This window comes from Pseudomonas sp. AC247 (assembly GCF_979258015.1).
In genome coordinates, this window is record NZ_OZ409829.1 from 5,576,061 (window position 1) to 5,592,032 (window position 15,972).

Annotated in this window: 12 protein-coding genes; 1 reads left to right on the top strand and 11 read right to left on the bottom strand. The window is 61.3% G+C overall.

Annotation, left to right across the window (positions count from 1 at the left end):
* Positions 1-91 precede the first annotated feature (91 nt).
* Positions 92-1,618: an FAD-dependent oxidoreductase gene (locus ACZZ0B_RS25310; RefSeq protein WP_463546491.1), complete on the top strand. Its 1,527-nt coding sequence runs from the start codon at positions 92-94 to the stop codon at positions 1,616-1,618.
* Positions 1,619-1,707: 89 nt separating this feature from the next.
* Here the strand turns inward: ACZZ0B_RS25310 and pgaD are convergent, their stop codons facing one another.
* The 11 genes from pgaD to ACZZ0B_RS25365 form a co-directional block, all read right to left on the bottom strand.
* A complete protein-coding gene (gene pgaD / locus ACZZ0B_RS25315) occupies positions 1,708-2,235 on the bottom strand; it encodes a poly-beta-1,6-N-acetyl-D-glucosamine biosynthesis protein PgaD (RefSeq protein WP_463546492.1) in 528 nt (175 codons plus the stop codon).
* On the bottom strand, positions 2,232-3,587 hold the full coding sequence (pgaC, locus tag ACZZ0B_RS25320) for a poly-beta-1,6-N-acetyl-D-glucosamine synthase (protein ID WP_008080296.1): 1,356 nt from the start codon (positions 3,585-3,587) through the stop codon (positions 2,232-2,234). Before pgaC ends, pgaD begins: the two co-directional genes overlap by 4 nt.
* Before the next feature lies 1 nt (position 3,588).
* The gene (gene pgaB, locus ACZZ0B_RS25325) at positions 3,589-5,586 is read right to left on the bottom strand and encodes a poly-beta-1,6-N-acetyl-D-glucosamine N-deacetylase PgaB (RefSeq protein ID WP_158830286.1); all 1,998 of its coding nucleotides are present in this window, start codon (positions 5,584-5,586) and stop codon (positions 3,589-3,591) included.
* 12 nt (positions 5,587-5,598) lie between these two features.
* Positions 5,599-8,079 carry a poly-beta-1,6 N-acetyl-D-glucosamine export porin PgaA gene (gene pgaA / locus ACZZ0B_RS25330; RefSeq protein WP_158830285.1) on the bottom strand — a complete coding sequence of 827 codons (2,481 nt, stop codon included), beginning with the start codon at positions 8,077-8,079 and terminating at the stop codon, positions 5,599-5,601.
* Positions 8,080-8,337: 258 nt separating this feature from the next.
* Positions 8,338-9,843 (bottom strand): YdgA family protein, encoded by a 1,506-nt coding sequence (locus ACZZ0B_RS25335; protein ID WP_463546493.1) that lies wholly within the window; start codon positions 9,841-9,843, stop codon positions 8,338-8,340.
* Positions 9,844-10,136: 293 nt separating this feature from the next.
* On the bottom strand, positions 10,137-10,772 hold the full coding sequence (locus ACZZ0B_RS25340; protein ID WP_158830283.1) for an NADH:ubiquinone oxidoreductase subunit N: 636 nt from the start codon (positions 10,770-10,772) through the stop codon (positions 10,137-10,139).
* Between the two features lie 93 nt (positions 10,773-10,865).
* Positions 10,866-12,308 carry an efflux transporter outer membrane subunit gene (locus ACZZ0B_RS25345; RefSeq protein ID WP_463546494.1) on the bottom strand — a complete coding sequence of 481 codons (1,443 nt, stop codon included), beginning with the start codon at positions 12,306-12,308 and terminating at the stop codon, positions 10,866-10,868.
* Entirely contained in the window at positions 12,305-13,207 is a 903-nt protein-coding gene (locus tag ACZZ0B_RS25350; protein ID WP_440096756.1) for an efflux RND transporter periplasmic adaptor subunit, read from the bottom strand. The genes ACZZ0B_RS25345 and ACZZ0B_RS25350 overlap by 4 nt, the downstream gene beginning before the upstream one ends.
* Positions 13,204-13,413: a DUF1656 domain-containing protein gene (locus ACZZ0B_RS25355; RefSeq protein WP_007917703.1), complete on the bottom strand. Its 210-nt coding sequence runs from the start codon at positions 13,411-13,413 to the stop codon at positions 13,204-13,206. Before ACZZ0B_RS25355 ends, ACZZ0B_RS25350 begins: the two co-directional genes overlap by 4 nt.
* Positions 13,410-15,473 carry an FUSC family protein gene (locus ACZZ0B_RS25360; RefSeq protein WP_463546495.1) on the bottom strand — a complete coding sequence of 688 codons (2,064 nt, stop codon included), beginning with the start codon at positions 15,471-15,473 and terminating at the stop codon, positions 13,410-13,412. The genes ACZZ0B_RS25355 and ACZZ0B_RS25360 overlap by 4 nt, the downstream gene beginning before the upstream one ends.
* Positions 15,470-15,898 (bottom strand): MarR family winged helix-turn-helix transcriptional regulator, encoded by a 429-nt coding sequence (locus tag ACZZ0B_RS25365; protein WP_008080307.1) that lies wholly within the window; start codon positions 15,896-15,898, stop codon positions 15,470-15,472. Before ACZZ0B_RS25365 ends, ACZZ0B_RS25360 begins: the two co-directional genes overlap by 4 nt.
* Positions 15,899-15,972: the final 74 nt, after the last annotated feature.

Here is a 15,972-nt window from a genome sequence, read left to right on the forward strand (position 1 = left end):
GCCGTACCGTTCGTGCCGTGGCAGTGGCAAATGGCTGAACCTCACACCGTGGCGCAAACTCGTAAGAGAAATGCCTGCGAGGAAGCCGAACATGTCCCTGCACCGAGTCGCCCGTGTCGCCGATGTTCCTGAAGACCGTGGTCTGCAAGTCGAAATCGCCGATTGCAAGATCGTCCTGCTGCGCACCGGCGGCCAATTGCGGGCGTTTCAGGGCGAATGCCCGCATGCCGGCGCGCCGCTGGCGGAGGGCGCGTTGTGCCACGGACGGCTGATCTGTCCATGGCATAAAGCGGCTTTTCGTGCGGAGGACGGCGCGCTGTGCGAACCGCCGGCCCTCGACAGCCTCAAGCGTTACCCGCTGGAGCTGCGTGGCGAGGAGGTCTGGGTCGACGACCAACCGCTGCCGGATCCGCACACACCGCCGGCGGACGACCCACGGACGTTCGTGATTGTCGGCGCCGGGGCGGCGGGCACCGCGTGCGCGGCAGCCCTGCGAGAAAAAGGGTTTGGTGGGCGCATCCTGATGATCGACCGCGAGCCCGCTGCCGGTTACGACCGCACGGTGCTGAGCAAATTTGTCCTCGCCGGAGAAATGTCGCCGCAGGAAACCCCAGCGCTGCGAGATGAAACTTTCTATAGAGAGCAACGTATCGAGCGCCAGCACGGTGAAGTCGTCTCACTCGACGCCACAGCAAAAACCGTGCATCTCGATAATGGCCAAACGTTGAGTTATGACGCCGCCGTGCTGGCCACGGGTGGCGAGCCCAATCCCTTGAAGCTGCCCGGCACCGACCTGCCGCAAGTGTTTTTACTGCGCTCAAAAGCCCAGGCCGAGCAGATCATGAAAGCGGCCAGCCCCGATCAGCGCGCGGTCATTATCGGCGACAGCTTCATTGCCCTCGAGTGCGCCTCGGCTCTGCGCCAACACGGTCTCGACGTCACGGTACTGGCGCGCCACGATATTCCTTTCGCCGCACAATTCGGCGAGGCGGTGGGTAAAGCAATCCGCGCACTGCACGAAGAAAAAGGTGTGAAATTCATCACCGATCACCAAGCGACAGAGATCATCGGCGACGGCAAAGTAGAGGCCGTGCTGCTGGACAATGGCCTGCGGTTGTCGGCGGATCTGGTGTTGGCGGGGGTCGGCGTACAACCGGCCACGCAGGCATTTGCGTCGCTGCCGAGGGAGGAAGACCAATCATTGCGCGTCGATGACGGCATGCGTGTAAGCGAAGGACTGTGGGCTATCGGCGACATCGCCACCTTCCCGTTGAACGGCCTGCCGCAACGCATCGAACACTGGCGCCTGGCCCAGCAGCACGCGCGCATCGCCGCGGCGAACATGCTCGGCGGCGAGGAACATTATCTGGACGTGCCGTTTTTCTGGACCTGGCATTTCGGCAAGAACTACGACTACCTCGGTCATGCCGAACACTGGGATGAGGTCGAATTTCTCGGCGAGCCGGAGCACCCGCCGTTTATTGGGCTGTTCGGCAGAAAGGGTGTGCTAGTCGCTGCAGTCGCCTGCGAAAAAGAACGCGCCATGGCTTTGCTCGCCGAACGCATGAAACAACCATTGCCGATGGAAGAAGCCCGAACACTGATCATCCACCTGTAGGAGCTGCCGCAGGCTGCGATCTTTTGACGTTAAAGATCAAAAGATCGCAGCCTGCGGCAGCTCCTACAGGGGTTGGATTGTTCGTACGGTTAGCGGGTCAGAGGCTCGCGGTTGTCGTCGTCTTCGGCATGCAGAAAGATCACGCGCGGATGCTCCAGCGGTGCCAACGGCGGTGGCAATTCCTGCTGCTGCACCGGCCAGAAATGCGTCACCACATGGCTGATGTCGCCTTCCTGATCGTTGTGAATGGTCATCACCCCGGGGCTGCGCAATTTCTGAAAGCGGTCATCGCACAGCTTGAAGCTCTTGCTCAGCCCTTCATCGTCGATCACTGGCGACGGCAACCGGCGCTGGGCGAAGCTGCGACTTTTGCGCTGCTGGTAACGCGCCCAACTGATAAGAATCACCGCGTTGACCAACGCCACCCACAGGTAAATCTGCAAGGTACCCAGCGCATCGAACGCCGAGTTGTCGATGCGCGGCCCGCCCGCGTGCGTTTCGATCAGCGGCCATAACCCGCGGATCAGCAGAAACAACAGACCAACCCAGGCTATGACCGTAAGGATCACGTCGACCACAACCAGGAAGGGCCGCTGGCGAGTCCGGATGATTTTCATTTGATGACCTCCTCTTCGTCGTCGCCAATCGGCTTGATACCCCGATCCGGGCTGACCCAACGCGCACGTTTCTGATGTTGGCCGAACAGCACTTTCGGGAAGCTGACCAGCGTGGTCAGCAGGCTGATGAGCCAGAACACCAACGGATACCAGACCACCCAGAACATGGTCTTGCCCAGCCCCGGCTCATAGCGCCGGTCGATGATGATGCTGACCGCGAACTGCACCAGGCAGACGAAGGCCAGCAGCAAACCGGTGAAGGCCGGCGGCATCAGGTGATCCACCGCAATCGCTTCCGGCATGACGACGAACTTGCCGACGCCCCAGAAAATCACCGACAACAGGAAGGTGAACGCCCAACCGGTCGACAGGCAGTATTCGAACAGCAGCGGCCACAGGTAACGATGGCGGTACTGCCAGATGCCGCGAATGTTTTTGAACAGCACTTCGGCGCCGCCCTGAGCCCAACGCAGACGTTGCTTCCACAAGCCGCCAAGGGTTTCCGGCATGAGGATCCAGCACAGCGCGCGCGGCTCGTAAAAGATGCTCCAGTGATCGAGTTGCAGCTTCCAGCTTATGTCGATGTCTTCGGTGATCATGTCCGGGCTCCAGTAGCCCACCCGGTTCAGCGCGGTACGGCGGAACGCGACGATCACCCCGGACACGGTGAAGATCCGCCCGAACACCCGCTGCGTGCGCTTGATCAGGCCGATGATCGAGGAGAACTCGCCGACCTGTACCCGCCCGACCAGCGTCGAACGTGTACGAATCCGTGGGTTGCCGGTCACCGCGCCAAGGCGCGCGTTATCCAGCATCGGTGCGACCAGATACGCCGCCGTGTTCGGCGCCAGCAACGCGTCGCCGTCGATGCACACCAGATATTCGCTGCGCGCGGCAATCGCACCCATGCGCAGGGCCACCGCCTTGCCCTGGTTTTCCGCCAGATGCAGCACGCGCAACCGAGGGTCTTCTTTGGCCAGTGCGTCGAGCACTTGTGCGGTGTTGTCCTTGGAGCCGTCGTTGATCGCGATGACTTCGATATTCGGGTAATGCTGGGCCAGCGCCGCGTGAATCGTATCGGCGGCGTTATCACCCTCGTTGTAGCAAGGGATCAGGATCGAAATCAGCGGCTCGCCTTCCAGCGGCGGCGGCAAGGTATCGTCCTTCCACGGCCAGTGCCGCTCCCAGTGCAGCCAGAAATACAGGCCACCGGCAATCCACAACCCGGACATGAACAACGGGTAGAAGAACACGAAGTCCATCAGGAACTGCCCGGTCACCAGGAAGATCAGCCCCAGCGGAACGCCGAGGACAATCGCCAGAACAAGCAGGGCTAACAGTCTATCCAGCATGTTATGGATTCCATTTGTTGGAGAGCGCAGGCCTTACGGTTTTCAGGTCCGGCAGGTTGTCGAGGAAGTTGTCCGGGTAGTAACCGAAACTGGTCGCGCCCTGACGCTTGAGACGGCCCATCCAGTCGGCCAGATGCGCACCGTCGATGTCGGCTTGATCCTTTTTCGTCCAGTCACGTGCCTGCAATTCGAACACCGTGCGGTCCAGTGCACCGGGGCGTTTCTTGACCGTGGCCACCAAGGCTTCGAGCCACGGGCCGGACTCTGCCTGGGTCTGTTTCTCCATCAGCGGCATGGCCATCGGCGCCGTCCAGTCGTAGGTCGCGAGGAAGTCGTCGAGGTTCTGCGCAAACCACGCTTCACTCTGCGGATTGAGGATCGGCTCGGCGAAAATGTTGCGTGCGGTGAGCACCTGCGGACCACGAATCGCGCGGACTTTGGCAGTCAGTTCGTTGGTGAAATCGATGAGGTATTTGCTCTTGAAGCGCGTCCAGCGCTGCATCGCGGCAGGATCGTCGCGCAGGGCGGCGATTGAGCTTGGCAAGCCCTGGGCGGCGTAGGTTTTCAAGGCTTCAGGGCTGGCGTCCTCGAAATCCGAGAGCACCGCATCATCGTGGTAAAGAATGCCGTCGACCGAGGTCAGGCGCGCGACGTCTTCGTAGATTTCGCCAATGATCCGCCGTACTTCCGGATCGAACGGCGACAGGCGCTTGTACTGGTCCGGGTCGACCGACGTGGTGCCGGTTTTCGGGTCCCAACGGGTGACGCGCGGCAGCTTCGAATCGAGACCGAAACTCAGCACCGGCATCCACGCGAAGACTTTCACGTGGGCACGGGTGCGCAGTTGCCAGGCGACCCGGTCGAAAATATCGGCGCGCACCGGCAAGTGGCGGTTGGGGAAGTACAGCGAATGCACCAGGCCGTCGCCCTGCGGATCGGCGAAGGCCTGCAGGAACACCGTGTTGGCGCCCATGTCAGCCATGCGCTGCACCAGCTTGCCGAGGTTGATGTCCTGTTGCGCCGGGTCCGGGTCGTAGACATTGTCCAGATCGACATGCACCACGCGCATGGTGAAATCCGACTGCACCCCGACGACACTGTTGGCGAAATGTTCGCCGTCAGGATCGGAAGCGACGAGGAAGCGTGGGCTGCTCATCAGGTTGTCGAGGGCATCGAGGCCGTCGTCCAGCGTCAGGGCCATTTCGTAGCCCTGTTCGCCGACCACGGTCAGCGAAGTACCGTCCGCCGTGCCGTAAGGCCAGACCCAGACACGCGGTTTCTTGCCGGTGACCTTGCGGATTTTCTCCGAGATGTTGTTCACGTCAGTGCGAATACGCGCCTGGAAATCGGCCTCGGATTCATAGCGTTTAGTGACGGGATCGTAGCGCCGTGTCGCGGCGGCAGGCTGCATGTTGCCTTGCGGGTTGGCCAGAATCCCTTTGTGATTGGCGTCGGTGTGCGCGGCAATTTCCACCAGACCCGATTGCGAGATTTCACGCACCTGATCCCAGGTCAGGAAGTCGGAACGCGCACGCGGCGCACCGGCAAAATCCACCGGTTGATTGAGCGGTGTGTCGATCCAGCTGCCGACCGGCGCCAGCAGCGCATGCCAGTTGTAGGCGCGCAGCACTGGCAGCACGCGGGTGTAAAAACTCGAATAGCCGTCGTCGAAGCTGAGCAGAATCGCTTTCGCCGGCAGCTCCGGGCCGCCCTTGCGCGCGGCCATGATCTGGTCGACCGTGACCGGCTTGTAGCCGTTTTCGCGCAGCCAAGCGAGTTGCTCAATCATGCGTTCGGTGCGCACCGCCACCACGGCCTGATCGGGGTCGCGGTCTTCGATATCGTGGTAGGCAATGCCGAGCACGTGATTTTTCGGCCACGGTTTTTCACTGGCCGCCAGCGGACGCTCGGACGGCGGCGCGAAGGCCGGAGCTTGCTGGGCGCAGGCGCTGATCAGCAGCACTCCCAGCAGAAGGATGAAACGCGAAATCAAAGGCATCTTCAAACTCTTCTAGAAGCGGAAAGTGAGGTCGACGAGCAGACGCAGATCGGTCTCCCGATCACCGTCGTAGGGCCGGTTGATCACACTGAACAAACCGCCCACCTCGAACACGTCGTTCCAGGCATAGCGTTGCCCGTAACCGAGCAGGGCCATGCCGCCGGTGCCGTGATCACGCTGGCTGTACGTCCCCGCGCCGGCCTGGAATTGCTGACTCCAGGAAGTTTCGTAGCGGTGGTAGAGCACGTGATTGACGTTGACCAGCGGCATCACGCTGAAGTCGGATTTGGGGTTGAAGTACGGCACGTCATCAGACTTGGAGTTGTGGCTGGTGCCGACCTCCAGACCGGCGTCGACCTGCACGTTCGGCGCGCTGTAAACGCCTTCGCGGCCAGTGAGCAAAGCTTCGACGCGGTTGTTGCCGTCACTGAAATGCGACGGGCTCACCGCCAGACGCCACTCGCGGCTTTCGTTGGCGCGCCAGCGAATGAAACCGCTGCCACCATTGGCCTTGATGTCGCTGTTGAGCGCGCGCAGCGGTGTTTCAGCCGAGAGGTATTCAAGGCTGCCGCCGTACTGCCAGTGGTCGTTGATGTCGCGGGCGATCGCCAGACGCGCGCCCTGTTTGTCGCCGTAGCCGTAATCGTGATTGGAGACTTCGGCTTCGAGGGTCATGTCGCGGGTGCGCCGCTCCAGGCCGACACGCTGGAAGCGATGGTTGCCGGTGCCTTCGGCAAAGTCGCCGGTGGCGTATCCGACGCCGGCAAACACGCGCCAGTCTTCATCGATTGGCGGGCTGTATAGCGTGCTTTGAATGCCGAAATCGCGGCTGCCGCTGACCGCCCCGGCACCGCTGCTGCCGCCACCGTTGGCCTTGCCGCCGTAAGCTTCGACGCGCAGCTCGGACATGTCATGGACTTCGCGCTCACGCGCCAGACGCTGCACTTGGCGGTTGTCCGGGTAACGCGCGACGACGTCGTCAGTCAGCGCATCCATTTGCCGCCATTCCTGCAACTCCATGGCCGTGTGCGCCTGGCCAATTTCCAGACCCATGTCGCGCGGCACGATGCTCTCGGTTTCCTTGAGCTGCATTTCTGCACGGCGCGGCCAGTTGCGGGCCAGGTACAAATCGGCCTGGGCCAGGCGCAAGCCGATATTGCCCGGGGCCTGATCGACCAAGGTCTGCAAGCGCTCTTCACCGTGCGGCAAATCGGAACCGTAGGTACCGGCCTGCGCGGCGAGTTGCTGGGCGTCCATCCATTCATCGTTGGGGTTGCCGATCGGCAAGCCCTTGAGCTCGATACGCGGGCGCTGCGACTTGGCGGCGTCTTCCGCCACTTTACGTGCCTCGTCGGCGCGGTCGCTTTCCAGCAACGCGTAATACAGCGCGGTGGTGTCTTCGAGGCGGTCGCCGACATCGGCGTCCGGTGCAGCCAGCACCTGGCGATAGAGGTCGGTGGCGATTTCCGGTTCGCGCTGATCCAGATAGGACGCCGCCACCCAACGCAAGGCATAGGTCGGAATCTTCACGCCTTCGGCTTGCAGCTTCTGGTACTCCGTGATGACGTCGGCGGTGCGCGCGCGGGCCTTGAGTGCGCCCATGCGGTCGATGCGCCAGCGGGTGACGTCGTCATGCGCGGTCGCGTCCGGTGTCCAGGTGGCGAGCAGTTTGTCGTAGTCGGCCAGGGCGCGGTCGGCGATGACGTAGCGTTCTTTTTCACTGCGGGTAGCGAGTTCGGCGAGGCGCACGCGTTCGGCGGCCAGATCGCCTTCGAGGCGGCGCAGCGTGACCGGATCAATCAGACCCGGGCGTTGGTTGGCCAGGCGCAGTGCTGGCTCCGGGAGTCGCGCTTTTTGCAAAGCGACCACGTATTCGCGGGCGACTTCCGGTTTGCTGCCGGCGCGTTTGAAGGCCTGATCGTATTCGAACAGCGCGTCGTATTGCTTGCCCGCGCGGGTCAGTGCATAGCCCAGCGCGAGGCGACGGGAAGGATCATCGGGTTTGGCTGCGACCAGCGCCTTGGCGCGGGTCACCGCTTCGTCGGGCTTGCCGGCATCCGCCTGCGTCAGGGCCAGGCCCAGTTGCAGGTCGGCGTTGTCCGGTTCCAGCGCCAGGGCCTTGTTATAGACCTGGGTCGCCTGATCCCAGCGCTTGAGGTTGCGATAGGCGCGCGCCGTTGCAGTCAGCGCCTGCACCGGCAAGACGCGATCGCGACCCTGGGTTTCATAGACCTGCACCACTTCAGCGTCGAGCCCGGCCCAACTGGCGATTTGCAGGTGATCGCTGATCTGCCCGGTGGTCGACTGGCCCGGCGGCACCTGACGCAGCACCGTCAGCGCAGGCGTGGTTTGCCCGGCACGGGCGTCGCGCACCATCTGATCGTAGGGTGTGTCGGCAAACGCCAGTGCCGGCCAGAGCAACTGGCTGCACAGCGCAACACGGAACAAAGGGCGTAAACCACGATGCAATACAGGAACATCAATACGCGGCATTCGTCAGCATCCTTACATGGCCAGCCGGGTCGCAATGCCCTCCTTGCCCATTCGTAACGGTGGCCGCCAGTGCACATCCAACGGCCAAGCTTAGTCAGGCAGTCTTGCACGCAAGCGTAGACCAGAATTCAGAACACAATAATTGTTCAGAATCGTCACGACGGTTGCGCCGCAACAGCCAAAACCCGAACGCCAGACAGCAAAACGCCCGGCGTCTGTTCAACACAGAGGCCGGGCGTTGCTATTAAGAGCGCAGGATTACTGCACTTGCGTGACGCCGGCGAACTTGCTCATCAGGAATCCGACGAACTGCTCGACGGTCATCTTCTGGCCGTTGAATTCGACCTGATTGGCGGCGTAATGCAGTTTGGTCACGACGTTGCTACCGTCGACCACGGCCAACTGCGAACCGACTGCCATACCGGCGAACATGTCCGCCGCTTCCTTGGACTGATCGACGATGGCTTTGGCGTCAGTCTGGCCATCCAGTTGCGCCTGCACGCTGAGCAAATCGACCAGCATCGGCTTGGACACCTGAATATTCAGATCAAGCAATGCGATCAGCTGTTTGCCCAACTGATCCGGCGGCAAATCCATCGATTGCGGTTTGGTCAGGTCGATGACCAGATTGGCTTTGCTCTCGCCGTTGGCAGTGTTGAACGAGAGGTTTTCCAGCGCAAACTGTGGGCCGGCGGCCAGCAGTTTTTGCAGATCGGCTTTGACCTGGGCGTTTTCAGCTTCAGTCAGGTTCAGCTCCGGAGCCGGCAAGCCTTGAGCTGCAGCCTCGGCGGCGGCTTTTTCGTACGGCTGCAGTTTGGTCTGGTAGATCTGCATCAGCGACATCGTCGACGGGATGTCGAGGTTTTTCAGGCTCATGGCCATGTTCGCCGAACCGATTTTCTTGTCGTTGAGCGACACTTCGCCAACTTTGTAGTCCGCGCGGCCGGAGGCATTGCTGCCGTTTTCTTCGGTGAGGTTCTTCATTTCGAAGTTCTTCACGCCGAGCACCGATTGTTTGGTGCCGAAGGTGGTTTTGCTGTTGGTCAGCACCAGGGTGTTTTCCCCGGTGTAATAGCCGTAGCTGCTCTTGGCGAGATTGCTGGCCAGGGTCAGACCGTTGAGTTCAACCTGCACCGGCGCCTGATCTTCGGCCACAGTGACCAGTTTCAGGTTGTCCATGTAACCGTCCGCCTTGACCTTCTGCGCCTGGGCGCTGGCGGAGATGTTCATGGTCAGGCCGGAGAATTTCAGGCTCGATTGCTCATCCAGCGCGGTTTCGAACGGCAGCAGATCAAGGGTGCTGGTGGTGGATTCATCGTAGCCAATGTTGGTCACGCCTTTGAGCGGCGAGGCGCCTTTGGTTGCGGCGAACCACTTCTCGGTGGCGGCGTTCTTTTCCAGCTCGTAGTTGCTGGTGGCCATGACCGGCAGCCATTTCAGCGACACCAGACGCGAGAACGGCAGCGGGCCGTGTTCGATGTGGTCGACGAAGAGCAATTCGACCGGCTTGTCGCCAAACATCTCGCCTTCGCCCTTGAGGCGATAGTGCGCGGTGCTGGTGAAAGTGTGGCGATCGAGGGACACCAGTTCCAGCGACGCGGTGCCGTTGGACCCGGCCATGGCGGTCTGCAGCTCTTTGTTGGCGTTGCTGACGGCGTTGTTCAACACGCCTTCGATCTTGGTCCCGGTGTACCAGGCCCCGCCTGCGCTGATCGCGCCGATGGCAACAACAATTCCGAGAAGCACGCCTGCTGATTTATTCATGAATGACCTGATCGATTTCCGTGGCTGTGAGTGTGGTCGTCTTCCCTGAACCCGTCACCGGGTCGCGGCTCGACTGCGCTGAATTCAGCGATGGAGATTAGCACCGGGCGCGCAAGACGGCCCAATGTTTAAAGGTGAAAGAGTGTCTATGGGGAGAATGGACAGTCGCCAGGCTGGAAGAGTTTCGCTGTTTTTTAGGGCGCTATCGCGAGCAGGCTCACTCCTACAGGGGAACGCATTCCAAATGTAGGAGTGAGCCTGCTCGCGATGAGGCCGGTCGATTCAGCCGAGAATCAGGAATACTGAACCTCGATTTCATCCAGCTGATGATCAAAGCTTTTCAGTCGCGCGGTCCAGGTGTAGACCAGCACTTCGAAATCCCGATCAATCACCGCCCCACCCGGCCCATCAGCGCGCGGGTCGCAGAAATCCAGCTGATAACGCTCACGGGCCATGGCTGTGGCGACATCCGACAATTCACGGGCATTGTTCAGCCAATGCCAGCCCTCGTCATCAATCTGCTTGTCGAGTTCCAGGCACTGCTTTTTCAGCGCTTCGAGGCTTTTCTCCAGCGGTGTACCGGTGAGTTCGCCCATGACTTCGGCGAACGTTCGTCCCGGCTGCCAGTAGCTGCCCCAGAAATACCGGTCGAACACGGTTTCGACCCGACGCAGGGCGACTTTGGTGTCCCAGATCAGCACGAGGGTCTTGCCCTGTTCAAGCTGCCGTTTCTTGACGCGCTGAACCTGAATCGAAGCCCAGGCCACCACGACGATCGCCATGACCGCGATCAGCGCGACAGTGCTGTCGAGAAAGATCATGGCCTTGTCGATCTGGTGGGCCAGCATGATGCCGTAGAAATAGGTGGCCGAAAGCAGCACCAGCGCTGCGAGGGCGCACCAGAAGCCGAGAGCGTAAGGGTTTTTCATTATTGGTTTCCCCTAGACCAGCGCTAGCAATGTGCGCTGGAAGGGTGCTTTGCACGGGGCGCCCTTCCAACACTTCAAAGCATAGCAACGGCCTCAGGGTTTGCCGGGGCTTGGAGCGTGCGTTCGTCCGCTTTCCCAACCGCCGCCGAGGGCGAGGAACAAATCGACTTGGCTCATCGCAACCTGGGTGTTGGCAGCGGCCAGTTGCGCGGTGACATCGGTGTAGGTGCGGGTCGCTTGCAGATCAGCCAGGAACGACTCGCGGCCGGCCTGGAAGAAGCGGTGCGTCTGGTCTGCCGCGAGTTTCGCCGACTGCTCGGCATCGGCCAGCGCGTCGCGACGTTGCAGCAGCGCGCTGTACTGGGCGAGGCCAGTCTGGGTTTCGCGAATGGCGTTGAGCACCACGCCATCGAAATGCGCCAGAGCGCCTTGGGTGGTCGCTTCAGCTTCGCGAATGCGCGCTCGGGCGCCGTTGGTCGGTACTTTCCAGCTTAGCGACGGGCCGAAGCCCCAGCGGTTGGTCGAGGGATCACCGAGGTCGTCGATGATGCCGACGGTGCCGATGGTCGCGCCGATGCTGATGTCCGGATACAGCTCGCCGGTGGCGACGCCGATTCCGGCAGTCGCGGCAGCAAGACGTCGTTCAGCCTGACGAATGTCCGGACGACGCTTGAGCAGCGCCGCGCCATCACCGACCGGCACCAGTTGGGCGATCTTCGGCAGCTCGGCGCACGTCGCAGTGCCAGCCGGCAATTGATCGACCGGTTTCGCCAGCAGCATCGACAGACGGAACAACCCGGCCTGACGCGCCGCTTCATAGCGCGGCATGTCGGCGCGCAGGGATTTGAATTGGGTTTGCGAACGGGTGACCTGGGTTTCGTCGCCACGGCCGGCGTCGCGCAGACGCTGAATCAGCGTGGTGCCTTGCGATTGCAGGTCGAGGGAATGCTGAGCAATTTCGCGTTCTTCGTTGGCCGCGCAGACTTGCGTATAAGCGCGAACCACGTCCGCGACCAAGGTGATGCGTGCGGTGTCAGCGGCGGCTTGAGTGGCATCGGCGTTGGCCTTGGCGCCTTCGATGCCGCGCTGCAAGGTGCCCCACAGATCGAATTGGTAAGAAGCGCTGATGCCGATGTCGCCGATATTGGCCACCGGGACTTTTTCCGGCAGCAAAAACGCCTGTCCGGATTCCTGCAAACGCTCGGCGCCCATTTTCACGCCAGCACTCCAGCCACCAGCGGCCTCGGCTTCGTCGACTTGGGCGCGAGCGCGCTGCAAGTTGGCAGCAGCAACGCGAAGATCGGTGTTGGAGGCCATCGCCTGCTGCACCAGTTGATCGAGGCGCGGGTCTTTATAGAGCCGCCACCAGTCCGCCGGCACCGGTGCCGAGACCACAGGCTTACCGTCGACGGCCAGTTCGCCCTGAAAATCCTTGCGCTGAACCGCCGAATTCTCAGGCACGTGATAGTCCGGCCCGACCATCTGGCAAGCCGACAACATCACGCCCAACCCGGCGATCATCAGGGCCCTGCTCATTGCGCGGGCTCCTGCTTTTTATCGTCGACTTTCGAGTCTTCGATGATGGATACCGTGGCAGTGCGCCCGGCGATCATGCGGAAATCTTCCGGCACGTCATCAAAGGCAATCCGCACCGGAATCCGCTGCGCCAGCCGCACCCAACTGAACGCGGGGTTGACGTTTGGCAGCAGGTTGCTACCGCTGGTGCGGTCGCGGTCTTCGATACCGGCAACGATGCTTTCGACATGCCCGCGCAGTTTGGCGCGGTCGCCGATCACGCGAATGTCCACCGACTGACCGACATGAATGCCGTCGAGTTTGGTCTCTTCGAAATAGCCGTCGATGTGGAACGAATTGCTGTCGACCACCGACAACACCGGACGCCCGGCGGTGACGAACTCCTGCGGACGCGGCGCGCGGTCGTTGACGTAGCCGTCGACCGGGCTGCGAATCACCGAGCGATCGAGGTTGAGCTGGGCGCTGTCCACGGTGACCATGGCTTCGGCCAGTGCTGATTGCGCACGGGCGACCTTCGATTGGCTTTCTTCCAGTTGCTCGGCCGGTACCAGATTACCGAGGCCACGGTTACGCTTGGCTTCGCGCTGGGCTTGAGCCAAGGTTTCTTCGCGGTCAGCGACAGTCGCTTTGGCCTGACGCAACGCCAGCTTGAAGCGATCCTGATCGATGCTGAACAGCACCTGACCGCGCTTGATCAACTGGTTGTCCTTCACGCCAACCTGCTGGATCAGCCCGGACACGTCCGGGGCGATCTGGATGATGTCGGCGCGAATGTGGCCGTCACGGGTCCACGGCGCGAACATGTAATACATCACCATGCGCCAGACGAGGACAACGGCAAAAGTCACGATCAGCAGGGTCAGTACCACGCGACCGATGGTCAAAAACGGTTTTTTCATGTCATCAGGTATCGACTGAGTGAGTCCACGCCGTACAGAAGTACCGCGTAGAGCGCCACGTTGAACAATGCCCGGTGCCAGACCAGACGGTAAAAGTGCACGCGCGTAAGCACGGCATGCACCAACAAAAACAGCACATAAGTGATGCCCATCAACACCAGCAAGGTCGGCAGGAAAATGCCGCTGATGTCCAGATCACCGATCATAGGGGCGCTCCATCGGGCAGCGGTTCTTCGGGCTCGGCGCTGGAAACGAATTCAACGCCGGGCAGTAACGCCAGACGCAAACCGCTCAAGGCGTGCAGCAGGTTTAGCCGGGTTTCATCGTCGCCGTGGCCATTGAGCGCACGGCGGGTGCGATCCAGGGTCATCAGCAAAGGAGCAGGCGCCGGCAAGCGTTCGCCGGCCTTGAGGCAAGCGCGGAAATACTCACCGACTTCACTGACCACTTGCTGCAACAAAGCGTTCGGCGCGCCAGTCACCCGTGGCGTGTAGGCGAGCAAATCGAGCAGGTTCAGACCGACGCGCACTTCGCGCATGGCGATGCCGGTGTCCTGGCCAGTAAGTGCCAGACGCGGCAGGTGCTGCATCAGCCGATCGAGCAATTGCACGCCCAATTTGCGGTGCTCGGCGAGGTTGGCCGGCTCGGTCATGTGCACGATGTCTTTCCAGCTGAAACGGGTCAGGCGTTTCGCCGCCAGTTCGGCACCAAACGGGCGCGCCACCAGCGTCCAGATAAACGCGAACAACAGACCGATCGGCCCCGCGAGGTTGGAGTTCACGAAGGCGAAAAAGTCCGCATCGTAAGCGCCCTGAATACTGATGAACGACGAGGTGTTGACCAGCGTCAGCAGCATGCCGAGGTAGAAACGCGGCTGCACCGTCAGCGTGCCGACGCAGATAAACGGGATGGAAAACGCCAGCACCAGCATCGGGAAGTCGTGCAGGTTGGGCAGAATCAAAAACAGATAAAGGCTGGCGAACAGCACCGACATGCCAGTCCAGAAAAAGAACCGGTATATCTGCGGCGCCGGGTCGTCCATCGAGGCGAAGAAGCTGCACGCCACCGCCGCCAGAATCACCGCGCTGCCGCCGTCCGGCCAGCCGAGCAGAATCCACAGCACCGAGGCGGTGATGATCGCCAGAATCGTCGAAGCGACCGAGTAAAGCATTAGCCCACGGTCGATAAACGGTGTCAGCCGACCCAGTCGCCAGTGACGGTAAACCGCGCGCCAGTTGTCCTGACGCTCGCAGACAATCGCGTCCTGCAGGCTGCGGCAGTCCTGCCACAAATCGATGAATTCACCGAGCCGGTAGATCGAGTTGGAGAACAGCAGTTGCCGGCGATCTTCCAGCGCTTCAGCGCTCGGCTGCTGGGCTTCGAGCTGATCTTTCAGCGCTTGCCAGCGATCGAGATCGGCGTCTTCATGGCAGAGCCATTCGCGGGTCGCGACGAGCAGCGGTTCGAATTTTTCCACCAACTCAGGCGTGCGCCGTTCGAGGGCGTAGAGCGAATCTTCCAGCGCATCGATCACCGGTAATAGATGAATCATGCGCCCGCGCAATTCTTTGGTGTTGCGTACGGTTTGTGGTCGCGAGCCTTCGTGGGGCAACTGGCCGATCATCAATTCGAGGCTGTTGAAGTTGGCGACCATGGCCATGCGCAGCGCGGTGACTTCTTCTGGCTGCACGTCGCGGCTGAGGAATTTCAGGCTGTAGGTGGTTGCGTCGGCGAACCACTTGCTCACGGCGTCGTTGAACACCGGCGCCAAGCGTCGCGGCCAGAACATTGCGCCGACCACGGCGGCGACAGCGATGCCGAGGAAAATCTCTTCCGTGCGTGCTTCGGCCACGTCCCACACCGCCAGCGGGTTATCCACCACCGGCAAGGCAATCAGCGGCAAGGTGTAACCGGCGAGCATCAATGCGTAGCTGTTGGCGGTGCGCAAATGCAGGGACATGAACAACAGAATCCCCGTCCATAGCGCGATCACCACCACCAGCACATACGGGCTCTGCACGAACATCGGCACGAAAAATACCGCCGCTGCCGCACCGAGAAAGGTGCCGATCGCACGGTATAAAGCCTTCGAGCTGGTAGGGCCGAGGAACGGGCTGGAGACGATGTAAACCGTGGCCATCGCCCAATACGGACGCGGCATTTGCATGAGCAAGGCGATGTACAGCGCAATCATCGACGCTGCAAAAGTCCGCACCCCGTAGAACCAGTCCCGGGCCGGCGGAATGCCGGAGAAAAAACCGTTCAAGAATTAACCACCAATGGCGGGTTGGCCGCCTCAAAAGCTCTGAGTACCCGAAGCGTAGCTTCCAGATCGCTCTGGTCGATGCCCTCAAGCACTTCATGACGCAGACGCACCAGTTCGATCTCCACCGCTTGCACCAGTTCACGCCCGGTGTCGGTCAGGCTCAAGCACTTGGCGCGGCGATCGTGGGCATCTTCGGTACGGCAGACGTAACCCGAATGACACAACTGATCGAGCAGACGCACCAGCGACGGACTCTCCATCCCGGCCGCCTGCGCCACCTGCACCTGCCGCACACCCTCGCCCAAACGGCCGATCATCAAGAGCGGCACGGCGCAGGCTTCGGAGATTCCATAGTTGACCAGCGTGGTCTGGCAGATCTTCCGCCAATGCCTGGCGGCCACCACCATGGCACTGCTGATGTTCATCTGGAGAGCGTCGAGGGAATCGGGCACGGGAAAATGCACACTGTTAGTTTGCTAACTATCAATATCGCATTGGA